The sequence below is a fragment of the Ezakiella massiliensis genome, from assembly GCF_059862345.1.
Map to the genome: position 1 here is coordinate 141195 of NZ_JCBCEO010000002.1, position 13679 is coordinate 154873.

A 13679-nucleotide genomic window follows, 5' to 3' on the forward strand; every position below is an offset into this window, starting at 1 on the left:
GCTTAATTAAGTTGATTTTATAAAAAATTTAATTCGATATGTTTATGGTAAAAAGGGTTTTAATAAAAAAGACGGAGAAAGATTTTAATTAGAAAATAAAATATAAGCTTGTAAAATATTATGAATTATTATAATATACTATATAAATAGGATTAAAACTAGATGTGTCTTATGGATTTTTTCCATGATGAAATGTAGATGTTTGCTAATGGTGATAAAATATATGAAAAAAATATTAATAATTGAAGATGATAAAAATTTAAATAAAGGACTTTCTATAGCTTTAAATAAAGAATATGAAGTTTTCTCTGTAAACACAATGAGCAAAGCTAAATCTTTTATTGGCGATGCAGACTTAATTTTACTTGATATGAACTTACCAGATGGAGATGGGCTTGAAATAATAAAATATACCAGGGAAACTTCATCAATTCCTATTATAGTTTTATCAGCCATAGACCTAGAAGCATATATAATTTCAGCTATAAATTTAGGGGCAGACGACTATTTAACTAAGCCTTTTTCTTTAGGAATATTAGAAGCAAAGATAAAGAGAGCCTTCGAAAAAACAGTCCCTTGTGATTTAAATCTTTATAAGAAAGATGGTTTAGACTTTAATTTCAATGAAAATACTTTTTATGTAGATGATAAGAATATAGATCTCACAAGGACAGAGGCAAAAATTTTATACTATTTGATAAAAAACAAGTCTCAGGTTATTACTAAGGAATTACTATTTGATTTTGTTTGGGGAATAGATGATGAATTTATTGATCAAAATACTCTTAGTGTCAACATTTCTAGAATAAGAAATAAATTAAAACCCTATGACCCAATAGAAACAGTTTTTGGAGTTGGTTATAAATGGCAATTTTAATAGGTTTTTTTGCTCTTATAATTGGATTTCTTTTATACAAATATATAATTTTGAGAAATGAAATGCGTGAATTCTCAGACTATATTGATAAGGCTTTGGATGGGAATTTAGAAGTAACTGAATTTGATGAAAATGAATTATCTAAAATAAAATCAAAGCTCATTAAGTTTTTGTATGCCAGCCAAGTAAAAGAAGCAAAAATAAATACAGAAAAAAATAAAACAAAAGATTTAATAGCAGATATATCACATCAAACCAAGACACCAATTACCAATCTTTCTCTATACATTAGTCTTTTAGAAGATGATCCGAAAGATGAGTATCTTGAAATTATAAAGTATGAGCTTAATAAACTAGAATTTTTAATACAAAACCTAGTAAAATCTTCTAGGCTCGAATCTGATATTATAGGGCTACAAAAAAATCCAGCAAATTTAAAAGACCTAGTAGAAGATGTTTTGAGAGAATTCAAAGTCATATTAAATGAAAAAGATATAAGAATAAATTTAAAAGATGAAGATTTAATTTTCAATTTGGATGAAAGATGGCTTAAAGAAGCCATTCACAATCTAGTAGATAATGCTATAAAATACTCGCCAAAGGATTCCACTATTAATATTTCAGTTTATAAATCTTACCTAAACTATAATCTGGACATAGAAAATGAATGCAAAGACTTATCAGAAGAAACTTTGCCAAAGATATTTGAAAGATTTTATAGAGGAAAAAATTCAGTTTCAAAGGACGGTTTGGGTTTAGGTCTTTTTATAGCCAGAGAAATTATAGAAAAACATGGTGGAAATATAAGAGCGTCTTTAGACGAAAATAGAATAAAATTTTCAGTAGACTTCCCCTTGTGAGAAGTCTTTTTTCTTACAAAACTGTAAGAGGTCTTGTAAGTACTTTGTAAGATATGAATGTTATATTAAATGTAAAGAGGTGATAGATATGTTAAAAGTAGAAAATTTAAAAAGATATTATAAAACAAATGATGTAGAAGTAAGGGCCCTTGACGGAGTATCTTTCGATGTGGAAAAAGGAGAATTTATTTCTATAATTGGAGCAAGCGGATCTGGTAAATCAACCCTACTACATTTACTAGGAGGACTTGATTATCCTACAAGTGGGAAAGTTTTGATTGATGGTACGGATATTTATGCTTTAAAAGATGATGAGAGAACCATTTTTAGGAGAAGGAATATCGGTTTTGTCTTTCAAGCATATAATCTTTTGCCCATGCTAAATGTATATGAGAATATAATTATTCCATTTGGTCTTGATGGGGACAAAGTAGATAAGAAATATGTTGATTCCGTAATAGACATTCTAGAAATAAGTGATCAAAAATATAAAATGCCTAACGAATTATCTGGTGGACAGCAACAAAGAGTTGCCATAGCAAGAGCCTTGGTTACTAAACCATCTTTAATTCTAGCTGACGAACCCACAGGAAATTTAGATTCAAAATCATCTTCCCAGGTTGTTTACTTACTAAAAAAAATTAATAAAGAGCTTGGAAACACTATTCTTATGATTACTCACGATGATGCTGTCGCTCAAGCTGCAGAAAAAACTCTAAGGATAGAAGATGGAAAGCTGGTGAGAAAAAATGAAAGTCAAAAATAAAGCTTATATAAGGCACCTTGCAAAAAATATTTTAAATGCAAATAAAAGCAGGAGAAATATTCTCTTATTAGCCATTGCTTTGACTTCTATACTATTTACAAGTCTGTTTTCTGTAGCCTTAGGTTTAGGAAAAAGCATGGAAACCCAAACGATGAAAACTGTGGGGTCGATCAGCCACGGATCATTTAAAGAACTTTCTGACGAAGATGTAGAAATATTAACCCATGATAAGGATATAAAGGATTTTTCAGTAAGAAAGAAAGTTGGAATTCTTGACGATGAAAAAATAAGTGCAGAACTATCTTATATGGATAAGAAAGGATTTGAATGGTCTCTAATAGAAAAAGTTAAAGGGAAATTTCCTGAAAAAGAAAACGACGTATTTATAGATTTAGCAACTGCTAAAAAATTAGGTTATAAGGGTGAAATTGGAGAAGAGATAGAAATTCCATACAGTATTGAAAAACCTTACACAGGAGAGATTATTGAAAAGAAAAGTGACAAATTTATTATATCTGGAACTTTTCAAAATCCAATTGACTCCAATGTTGGTGTAGGACAAATTTACTTATCGAAAGCCTATGTGGATAAATTATTACTACCAGATACGAATAACGATATGGAAGTAATGCTAAAAAACTCTTTTATGATAAAAGATAAACTCTTAAAAATAGCAGAGAGAAATGGTTATAAAGTAGCAGATAGCCCTGGAAATTTATCTGATAAAGAAATAAGAATTGGTGTTAATTTTGCTTATATTTTATCAAGAGGTGATAACGCAGACTTTTTGATATTTTTACCCGCATTACTTTTATTAATTTTAGTAATGATTGCAGGATTTTTAATTATCAATAATATATTTAAAATATCTGTAAATGAAGATATAAATTTAATTGGACTACTTAAAACAATTGGTATGACAAAAGTTCAAGTTAAAAAGCTTGTTCATTTAGAATCTTTTATAGTTTCTATTCCATCTATAATAATAGGAAACGCCATAGGTATTTCTATTGGTAAAATAATTTTAAATAAAATATTTTCTACTAATGTAATGCTAGCGAATATAAATCTATCATTAGCCTTAATATTATTAGTTATACTTTTCTCTACCATATTTACTTTATTAACTGTTCTTCTATCAGTTATGAGTCCAGCAAAATATGCAGCTAAAATTTCACCAATAGATGCTAGTAAATATAATGAAACTCAAGTAAAAAAGAAATACAAAAGTAATTCTATTTCACTAGAAAAACTTGCAAAAAGACAGGTTTTTTCAAATAAATTTAGATTTATATCCATAGTTATATCTATTAGCCTTTCTGCAGTTATTTTGAATAGTGTCTTAACTTATACTGGTAATATTGATTTAGAAAAAGGGATTTCTGATGTAATTGCAACGGACTATAATATAGCAAGCCCAAAATATTTTAGGTATATGTACTCAGGAAGTGAGGACGGTATCAAGGATAATTTCATTGATAAAATAGAAAATCAAAAGGGATTTAAAGCTGGAGGAGCTTTATATTCCTATGGTTATGAGTACTCCTTTCCAAGTATAAAAATAGAAGATCATAAAGTCGCACCAATTCTATTCGGTATGGATGAGTTTCTAATAAATAAACAAAAATTTATAGATGGAGAGTTTGATAAAGATAAATGGCAAACTGGAAATTATGTTATCATAGGAGAATATGGAGATAAAAAATCTGCATTTAAAGCTGGCGATAAAATAAAGATCAAAGTAAAAAATAGCATTAAAGAAGTCCAAATTATGGGAAAGATTAATTATAATTTTTCCGATGGATTGAGATATTATCCTATTATCCAGGAAAATCAATTTGATGAGTCTAGCCCTGAGTTAGATTTAGAATATTTTTATTTAAATCCTAATTTGTACAAAGAACTCACAGGCGATAATAGTATAATGTCCTATGGATTTGATGTAGAAGATAGTGAAAAGGAAAATTTTGATAAGTTATTAAAATCTTTTGAAAATGAACCAGGATTTTCCTATGACTCAAGAGATCTTCAAATAAAGTCTTTTAAAGATTTCAAAAATCTTATAGAATTTGTGGGTTATAGTTTATCTATAGTATTATTCTTAATATCTGTACTGAATTTTATAAATGTTATTGCTACTGAAATTTTGAGAAATATGGTGAACTTATCAATCCTTGAAGCAATTGGAATGACAAAGAAAAATATTAAAAAATATTTGGCGAAAAAGAATTTGATTTATTCTTTATGCGGCTTAGTATTTTCTTTCATCATTATGCTTCTTGTAGATAAATTTATCTTGTTGGATTTTATGGAACAAACGAAGTGGACTTCCTATAAATTTGTAATCATGCCACTTATACTTGTAAACTTAGTAAATATAATCATTGGAATAATATTTACTGGAAAGTTTTATGAAAAGCACAGTCAAAACAGTCTTGTAGATAGAATAAGAAATTTAGAATAAAAATTTATTTTATGTTAGCTGTAATGGAAAAAAGGCTATGAGAATACTCATGGCCTTTTTTATTACAGCTAAAGAGTTATAAAAGTATTTTTTAAAAATGTTAAATAAAATTTTATTTTCCTCATAATAGTTTATTTTTTAAGAAAATATGGTATAATTATACAAAGTGACACGGTGTCACCTATTTGTGAGGAGGATCAAATGAAGAAAAAATATTTAGTTTTACTTGCTGGAATCCTGTGGATTTTTGCCGGCGTTAAAGTTGTAATGGTAGGCTGCAGGGTCGGCGGAGATGTTGATATCAAAAACTTTTGGTATTATCTGATCATGGCGGCGGTGTTTTTAGTTTTTTATTTTAGAATTTTTTCGCCCATGGTGGATAAAAATCTGGACAGGATTTCAAAATTAGACGAGCCCAAGCTCTGGAAATTTTTGGATAAAAAATCCTACATCATTATGTTTGGAATGATGTTTTTGGGCATGGCCTTAAGGAAATTTACCAGTCTGCCGGCTGCCTTTTTCTATACTTTTTATATAGGATTGGGCATGGCCCTCCTGTCAGCTGGTATCAAGTACATGGTAATCTTGGTGAAGATCTATGCCAAAAAATACTTTTTATAATTTACCAGACGAAAAAAAGTCCAGGGTGGTCGGCGTCTTAAAGGAAACTTTTTCGGCCAAGTCCATTTACCAGGCCAATGTCAAGGAAATCGTCGAAAAACTGGACATAGCCAGGGGGAGTTTTTACAAATATTTTGAAGACATTGAAGACGCTTACTTTACGATTTTGGATATGGAGACGGCCGACATCCACAAGGTCTTTTTGGATTTGTTTAAGGAAAATGACCACGATATCCACAAAGCTCTTGAGGCCTATGGAAATGCTTTGGCGGAAATTTTGTTTGAGCCAGACACTTACGGCCTTTATAAAAATCGCTTTCTCAATTGGACGCCCGACTTGGAAGGCAGGTGGAGAAAATATCTGAAGGAATTTCGCCCGGGCGAGGACGACTTTTCGGCCAGCGATTTTGATAGGGACCGGCTTGAATTTATGAAGGCGGCCGTCCACAATCTCATTCAGCGGACTTACTTGGAAGCCTGGGATAGGGAAGGTTTTTTACTTCATTACAAAAAATATATGAAATGGTTAAAGGGAGGAATTTAAAATGATGGGATTAATGGAATCGATATTTGATATTGTCTACCTGGTTGTAGTTACGGGGCTGGGTATCAGACTGCTCTTAAATGAAAACAAAAACGCCAAGACCTTTGGGCTAATGGCAGTTTTACTTGGCTTGGGCGACGGCTTTCACTTGTTACCCAGGGTGATGGCCCACATGTCTGCGGACGGCTTCAATAGATTTGCGACCGCCCTTTCTTGGGGAAAATTTGTCACCGGCATTACAATGACAATTTTTTATGTGCTCTTCTATTACTATTATAGAAATATTTCCGGGGACAAGGACCCAATGAAGAGGTGGATTATAGTGGGCCTGGCGGCTCTTAGGATAATCCTCGTCTGCCTGCCACAAAATAATTGGGGAGGGGCAGAGTCCTACTCAATGGGTATAATCAGAAATATTCCATTTTTAATAATGGGAATCCTATTAATAATTTGGACTTACAAAAATAGAAAAGTCGAGGGCCTTGAGCACATGAGCCTTTATATTGCCTTGAGCTTTTTGTTTTATATACCAGTTGTCCTTTGGTCGAAGGCAGTCCCAGCTCTGGGCGCTTTAATGATGCCAAAGACAATCGCCTATGTAATGATAGTTGTAAAAGGCTTTAGGCATTTTATAAAAGATTTTAATGAAAAGAATATTTTCGACACTTCTCTTGTCTATATGTTTATGGGTTTGGCAGGCGGAGTTTTCTACAGGGAATTCACCAAATATTTTGCCTATACAGGCGATAATCACCTGGGAAAACTCCATGTCCACACCCTAGTCTTGGGATTTATTGTGGTCATGGTCATCTTTATCTTGACCAGATTTATGAAATGCAAAGAACTCTGCGGAATCAAGAGGCCGCTTACAATTTACAATATTGGATTAATTACAACCGTGTCCATGATGACAGTCTACGGGATCTATGATGTAATTGGCACAGAAGGAGTAGTATCAGTGCCGGCCATGGCAGGGATCTCTGGCTTGGGCCATATAATTTTAACCGTCGGCCTGGTCTGGATGGTCTTGAATATAAAGAAAGGAATTTTTGCCAAAGATCCAGCCAAGGGAAGTGGCCTAGACTTTATATAAGCAGAGGGCTCAGATTTTGAAATTGCAAATGCAAAAATAATTTGCAAATTAGGAGCCGCAAGTTTTGAAATTGCAAATGCAAAAATATTTTGCAAATGAGGAGCCGCAAGTTTTGAAATAAAAATACAAAAATAATTTGCAAATGAGCAGGCGCAGACTTTGAAATTGCAAATGCAAAAATATTTTACAAATGCCTGGCTGTGAAAAAGTAAATACAGGAAGGATTTTAAATAAAAATAAGATCTACTAGGAAAAAATTCCGCTCTTGGTCCCCTCCAGGGCGGAGTTTTTATTTGCAAACTACTATATATAGTCCATTAATTTTTGTTAGTCATACTATCCATAATTATTTGCAGGAAATTTCGTCGTAAAAATAATAATATGCAAGGGCTATTGACAAAAGAGCTTTTATCTGATAAAATATTGCATAGTCACATGTGTAGTGACAAAAGTCTTCGAATTTTAATTCGGAGGCGGCTGTCTACATAGTGCCTTTTGATCATATGCATTTTTAATAATGTATTTGTTCTTCCTCAAACAAACAAAAGAGGCCCCGCGACGGGGCTTTTTTTGTTGGGCACATTTTGATTTTAAAATTGCATTTGCCTTTAAAATTTGGTAAAATAAGGGAAAGAGAATTTATTATATAGGAGGAGCTTATGTACTTTTATGAAAATCTTTCAGATGATTTAATTAGGATTGGTGTAAATGACAGACGGATTTCGCGTTTTGAAAATATGTATCCAATTCCAAATGGAATCAGCTACAACTCATATCTAATCAAGGGCGAGACTAACACACTTTTTGATACTGTCGACCCTTGCTTTATTGAACAATTTATGGAAAATCTGGAAGGGGCATTGGCCGGCGAAGATTTGGATTATCTAGTCATCACCCACATGGAACCCGACCACTCAACTGCAGTTTCAATCGTTATGCAAAAATATCCAAATTGCAAGATTATCGGAAACGCCAAGACTTTCCAATTTTTAGACCAATTTTTCCATGTAGAGGACAAGGGTAACCGCATTGTGGTTAAGGACGGCGATACTATGGACATTGGCACCAGGACTCTTACTTTTAAGTTTGCTCCTATGGTCCACTGGCCAGAGGTTATGTTTGTTCAAACTTCAGAAGGCGAGCTATTTACAGCTGATGCTTTTGGCGTGTTTGGCGCAATCGAAGGCCACATTACAAGCGACCTAATAGACATGAACGAAGAATTTTTCTCAGAAGCCAGACGCTATTATATAAATATCGTTGGTAAGTTTGGCAGAAATACTGCTAATATTTTAAAGAAGATTGACCTGGATGAAGTTAAAATGATTTTACCCCTTCATGGTCCAGTCCACTGCGATGGCGAAAAGATTAAGGCTTTCGTTGATAAATACCAAAAGTGGGCAGCCTATGAACCAGAAGAAAATGGGGTTTGTATTGTCTGCGCAACCATGTATGGCAACACCATGCTTGCAGCTGAAGCTCTTGCATATTATCTAAGCCAAGAAGGCGTCAAGAATATCAAGGTTTATGATGTAAGTAATACTGATTTTTCCTATATGATTTCAGAAGCCCATAGGCTTTCAAATCTGGTAATCACGCCTATCAACTACAACACAGTCCTCTATCCAAAGATGGATGCATTTTTAAGAGATCTTGTGATGACAGGTTACAGCGGACGCAACTACTCCACAATCGTAAACGGTTCATGGGGCGGCAGGTCCGAAGCTATGGCTGATGAGATTTTAGAAAAATCAAAGATGACAAAGGTTGGCAATCCAGTTGTATTAACCTCAGCTGCATCCCAAGAAAATATGGAAGAACTTAAGGCCTTGGCCAAGGAAATTAAAGCTTCTTTTAAATAAGGCTTGCAAAATTGATGTCCATGTAGTATAATATGACAGTACCCAATGGGGACTGTTAGCTCAGTTGGTTAGAGCGCTACGTTGACATCGTAGAGGTCACAAGTTCGACTCTTGTACAGTCCACCATTTTTTTGTGCAATAAATTATAAAACAAAAGAGGTAACATGAATATTAACGAAATTTTTGAGATGTATTTTAACTCTCTGGTAAAAATAAAATACAATACATTTTCCTTAGGCGGCCTGGACAAGGACCTGACAAGCGAATTTGTAGGGATTTTGGACCGGGCGATCTTGGAATCTTTTAAGATTGCAAGGACTGAGGGCTATGACTTGGTCTTTGACCTAAGCAAGATAGACAGCTACTCTGACTATCCATATACAGTCACTAAGCCCCAGTCACGGGAGGAATTTGTGGGAGAAATAATGGCTATGACAGACCACATTTTGAGCCACTTGAAGGAGCTCATGACCCAGCTTAATAAGAATGCAGATATTTTTGTGGTCAGCGGCTTAAATGAAATAGCCATGCAATTTTATAATTTCAAATTGAATTTATAAGGAGGAACAATGAAAAATACAAAAAAACTACTAGTAATTTTGGCTCTTGCCTTGTCACTTATGACAGCTTGCTCCAAAAAACCTGCAGAAAAAACTGAAGAGCCCAAGGCTCCAGTAGAAAATGCAGAAACAACAGAAAAAACAGAAGAAAAAGATCAGCCAGCTGAAGAAGCAAAGCCTGCTATCGAAGCTGATGAATTGAAATTTGCCATGCGCGATTCAACTTTGAATCTCTATTCTTTTGATGATGGACAAAAATATATTAGGCTGGACGAATTTTCAGAATTCCTAGCCCCATCTATCCACAGGTTTTCCATCAAGGCCAATGACAAGAACAAACGCATTGCCATGAAGGAAGGCGAGTTCAACCACAACAAGAAGTCCGTTTCCAAACTGGACCTCAGCCAAGTGGAATTTGATGAATACGAACTCCGTTTGGACAAGAAGAGCGAAAATTACAAGGTTGGATTCATAAAAGGATTTTACTTCTTAGAAGTTAATGACGCCATGGAATTTTTTGACTTTAAGCTCGAAGGTGATGGCAAGGATGAAGTTGTCTTTGCTGTGCCTGATAAAAAACAAATGGAAGCTGCCAACAACCGCGACTACGATTGGTACGAAGACCAAGCCCACACAGGCGAATACAATGAAGGTAACTGCGGACCAACATCCATGGGTATGGTTTTAAAATGGTTGGATCCAAATTCCACAGCCACAGGTGAATCCTGCAGAAACGAAGTTCCAAACGACGGCCAATGGTGGAGCACAAATATTGTTGAAGATTATTTCAAGGCTCACGACGTCCACTACGACGACGTATTCTACAAATATCCAGAACTTATTACAGATGAAATCGACAAGGGCAACATCGTTTATGTTTGCGCCATCATGAAGGAAATCAAGGAAAACACCAAGCCTGAATCCAACAATTTTGGCAGGTTCTACGGCTTTGACGGTGGTCACTTCTTCCTCATCAAGGGCTACAAGGTTATAAACGGCGAACTCTATTTTGAAGTTTACGATCCAAATGGTTGGGATAAATATTATCCAGACACCAACGAACCAATGGGTAAGGACAGATTGTATGCGGCTCGCGAAGTTGACCAAGCTATCAAAAACTGGTATATGACAGTTTTCTCAATCTACCCAGCCGGAAAATAAAATATATAAGCTATATAATAAGAAAGATCCAGGTTTTTGACCTGGATTTTTTTGTGTTGACAATTATTTTTTTTATACATATAATGCAAGTAGGAAAAGACTTAGACGCGGCTGTGGATTTGGTCAAGAGATTTGCGGCCGACAAAAGTTATAAATTTTTTTGAAAAAATAAAAAAATATTTTTTTAATTTCATATTCATTTCATAAATCTATTGTATCATAGGTTTTGTTGGGAGGAGATATGGTCTCTGAACCGATAATTAATTTAAATTTGAAAGAGAAAAAAATATTAGGAGGAAAAATTTATGAGAAATAATATTTTAAAAATGATAAGTGTTTTACTTATACTTACAATGGCCTTTGGAGCTGTGGCATGCAATAAGGCTGACAAGGCAAAAAACAACGACATGCCAATGATCGAAGACGGCAAGGGCCTAGAAGAAGGCACAGAATCAGTGAGCGCTGAAGAAGCTGGCATGAGTGATCCTACAAAGGACACTCCATCAGCAACCTTTAAACCAGCTGATTATACAATTGGGGCCAAGGACGAATACGTCTACGAATTTATGGGTCTCAAGTTTAAGCTGACAGATGAATTCAAAAAGGCCATGGTAAACAAGGAAGTTGCCATGCTGGACGACCAAAGTCCTCTGGACCAAGAATTAAAATACGCCATGCTAACTTTTGATCGTTTGACTGAAGAACAAAGAAATGCAGAAGTTCCTCAAATGGGCGACGGCTTTATGAATTGGATTCAAAGCCTAGAAAGACTGGGAACCATTTCAATGTTTAAAAAGGGCACAAGCCAAGAAGAAATTTCCAAGATTACCAAGGCTGATAAACACGAATTGATCGGCACAAGCAAGGATGGTGAATACGAATACTATCTATCCACAAATGAAAAGACAGACGACGAAATTTTGAAGGAATTTAAAAATACAAATGTAGAAGTTATCGACAAAAAAGACCGTCCTGAAAATGGTTTTGTCCTAGCAGAAAAATCAGACCTCCAAGGCGACCAAATTTTGGACAACAGTTCTGCCAAGGATTTAAAAAACCTAAAGACAAAGGACATTAACGGCAAGGACTTTGACATCGAAGACTTTGGCGACTATGAACTCACAATGGTAAACGTTTTTGCAACCTGGTGCACAGCTTGCGTTAAGGAAATTCCTGACCTAGAAAAGGTTTATAAAGAAATGAAGGACAAGGGTGTAAACATCGTTGGCGTTGTAACAGACACAGTTGACGATAGGGGAGAAAATGCAGAAGCCATTGAAAAATCAAAATTAATTCAAGAAAAAACCAAGGCTTCTTATCCATTCTTGATGCCAGACAAGACCAATTTCAACGGCAGATTAAACGGCATCCAAGCCCTACCTGAAACATTCTTTGTAGACAAGGAAGGCAATATCGTTGGCGAAACTTACTCAGGCTCCAGAACTGCTGAAGGCTGGAAGAAAGTTATCGAAGACGAGCTAGCAAAGATTAGGAATAAATAAGGACATAATAATGAAAGAAAAAATTTTAAACAGCCGGGCCCTACCCTGGGCCCTGGTCGTTTTGTCCGCAGCCATGATTTTTTACGGGACGCAAAACGGCGAGGTCAGGGTGGTCCTTGAAAAGGCTATCAGGATTTGCATGGAGTGTATAGGAATTGGCTAGATTTATGAATATATTTAAAGTTAGCAAGGCCAAGTTTTATTTGGCCATGGATTGGGTCAGGCACTTCTTCCAAGCTTCATGGTTTTTACTTACAAACTCTTACTTCCAGGGTTTCAAGACAGGGAAGATTTACGGGGGAGAGTGGAAGAAGCTTTGCGTGCCAGGCATGAACTGCTATTCCTGCCCAGGTGCCAAGGGCTCTTGTCCTATAGGCGCCCTTCAAGCGGTTTTGGGAAACTCAAATTATAAGTTTTCCTTTTATGTAGTAGGCTTTATATTTTTTATAGGGGCTCTTATCGGCCGCTTTGTGTGTGGATATCTCTGTCCTTTTGGACTGGTCCAAGATCTCTTGCACAAGATTCCATTCTTTAAAAAAATCGACACTTTTAAGTTCGACAAGCATTTGAGAAAGCTCAAGTATTTTATACTGGCAATTTTTGTTATAATATTACCTATGTTTGTGGTGGATATTTTGGGCCAAGGGTCCCCATTTTTCTGCAAGCTAATTTGCCCAGTGGGCATGCTTGAAGGTGGGATTCCTCTGGTACTTTTAAACAAGACCATGAGAGGGGCCATTGGATTTTTGTACTATTGGAAGGGTTTGATTTTAGCCCTTACGATTTTATTATCAATTATAATTTATAGACCATTTTGCAAGTACATCTGCCCACTTGGTGCTCTCTATTCGATTTTTAATCCGATTTCGGTTTTCCGTTACAGATTAGACCACCACAAGTGCATCAATTGTGGCCGTTGCAAGAAGGTTTGCCAGATGAATATAGATCCAGTTCAAAACTGCAATCATTTGGAATGTATTAGGTGTGGAAGGTGTAAGAATGCCTGTCCGGTTAATGCAATTTCCTTCGGGAGAAAATAAATTTAGGGTCTAAATCGCGACATTCTCGTGAAAAAATTTTTTAGTCCTCGATGTACACTTGAGTACACCTGCGTCCTAAAAATTTTATTTCACTTCGAATCTCATCGATTTATCCTCCTAAATTTCGGTGCTTAAAGGATGAAGAGGTTCACGCAATTTGTTTTCCAAGAAAACAAAATTTAATGCAGCGTCCGATTGCAGCCACGCCCAAGAGACGAGCCTCGAAATTTTAATGTAGCGTCCGATTTATTTCGGACAAAAAATTTCGAAAAGGCGAAGTTGATTGGCAAGCGTTGACTCACGCAACCTATTTCTCAAGAAAACGAGCC

At 35.1% G+C, this 13679-nt stretch carries 13 protein-coding genes and 1 tRNA gene; all 14 read left to right on the forward strand.

Translation table 11 applies throughout. The features are described from left to right. Positions 1-223 precede the first annotated feature (223 nt). Positions 224-877, forward strand: coding sequence for a response regulator transcription factor (locus AC6FXG_RS03555; protein ID WP_500571605.1), 654 nt, complete (start codon positions 224-226; stop codon positions 875-877). Beyond that, positions 865-1737, forward strand: a complete 873-nt coding sequence (locus AC6FXG_RS03560) for a sensor histidine kinase (RefSeq protein ID WP_500571606.1) — start codon at positions 865-867, stop codon at positions 1735-1737. Before AC6FXG_RS03555 ends, AC6FXG_RS03560 begins: the two co-directional genes overlap by 13 nt. Before the next feature lie 88 nt (positions 1738-1825). Beyond that, positions 1826-2503: an ABC transporter ATP-binding protein gene (locus tag AC6FXG_RS03565; RefSeq protein WP_500571607.1), complete on the forward strand. Its 678-nt coding sequence runs from the start codon at positions 1826-1828 to the stop codon at positions 2501-2503. Further along, a complete protein-coding gene (locus tag AC6FXG_RS03570) occupies positions 2487-4967 on the forward strand; it encodes an ABC transporter permease (RefSeq protein WP_500571608.1) in 2481 nt (826 codons plus the stop codon). The genes AC6FXG_RS03565 and AC6FXG_RS03570 overlap by 17 nt, the downstream gene beginning before the upstream one ends. Before the next feature lie 201 nt (positions 4968-5168). Continuing rightward, positions 5169-5588 (forward strand): hypothetical protein, encoded by a 420-nt coding sequence (locus tag AC6FXG_RS03575; protein WP_500571609.1) that lies wholly within the window; start codon positions 5169-5171, stop codon positions 5586-5588. Beyond that, entirely contained in the window at positions 5566-6132 is a 567-nt protein-coding gene (locus AC6FXG_RS03580; RefSeq protein ID WP_500571610.1) for a TetR/AcrR family transcriptional regulator, read from the forward strand. The genes AC6FXG_RS03575 and AC6FXG_RS03580 overlap by 23 nt, the downstream gene beginning before the upstream one ends. 4 nt (positions 6133-6136) lie before the next feature. Next, positions 6137-7225 carry a DUF2871 domain-containing protein gene (locus AC6FXG_RS03585; protein ID WP_500571804.1) on the forward strand — a complete coding sequence of 363 codons (1089 nt, stop codon included), beginning with the start codon at positions 6137-6139 and terminating at the stop codon, positions 7223-7225. Positions 7226-7884: 659 nt separating this feature from the next. Continuing rightward, a complete protein-coding gene (locus AC6FXG_RS03590) occupies positions 7885-9087 on the forward strand; it encodes an FprA family A-type flavoprotein (RefSeq protein WP_500571611.1) in 1203 nt (400 codons plus the stop codon). A 49-nt stretch (positions 9088-9136) separates the two neighbouring features. After that, positions 9137-9213 (forward strand) — tRNA-Val (locus AC6FXG_RS03595). 38 nt (positions 9214-9251) lie between these two features. Next, complete coding sequence (locus tag AC6FXG_RS03600; RefSeq protein ID WP_500571612.1) at positions 9252-9647, forward strand: hypothetical protein; 396 nt, start codon at positions 9252-9254, stop codon at positions 9645-9647. A gap of 9 nt (positions 9648-9656) precedes the next feature. After that, on the forward strand, positions 9657-10808 hold the full coding sequence (locus tag AC6FXG_RS03605; RefSeq protein ID WP_500571613.1) for a C39 family peptidase: 1152 nt from the start codon (positions 9657-9659) through the stop codon (positions 10806-10808). A 305-nt stretch (positions 10809-11113) separates the two neighbouring features. Then, a complete protein-coding gene (locus AC6FXG_RS03610; protein ID WP_500571614.1) occupies positions 11114-12310 on the forward strand; it encodes a TlpA family protein disulfide reductase in 1197 nt (398 codons plus the stop codon). Between the two features lie 10 nt (positions 12311-12320). Beyond that, on the forward strand, positions 12321-12473 hold the full coding sequence (locus tag AC6FXG_RS03615; protein ID WP_099951258.1) for a CD1871A family CXXC motif-containing protein: 153 nt from the start codon (positions 12321-12323) through the stop codon (positions 12471-12473). A 4-nt stretch (positions 12474-12477) separates the two neighbouring features. After that, a complete protein-coding gene (locus AC6FXG_RS03620; RefSeq protein WP_500571615.1) occupies positions 12478-13350 on the forward strand; it encodes a 4Fe-4S binding protein in 873 nt (290 codons plus the stop codon). Positions 13351-13679 lie beyond the last annotated feature (329 nt).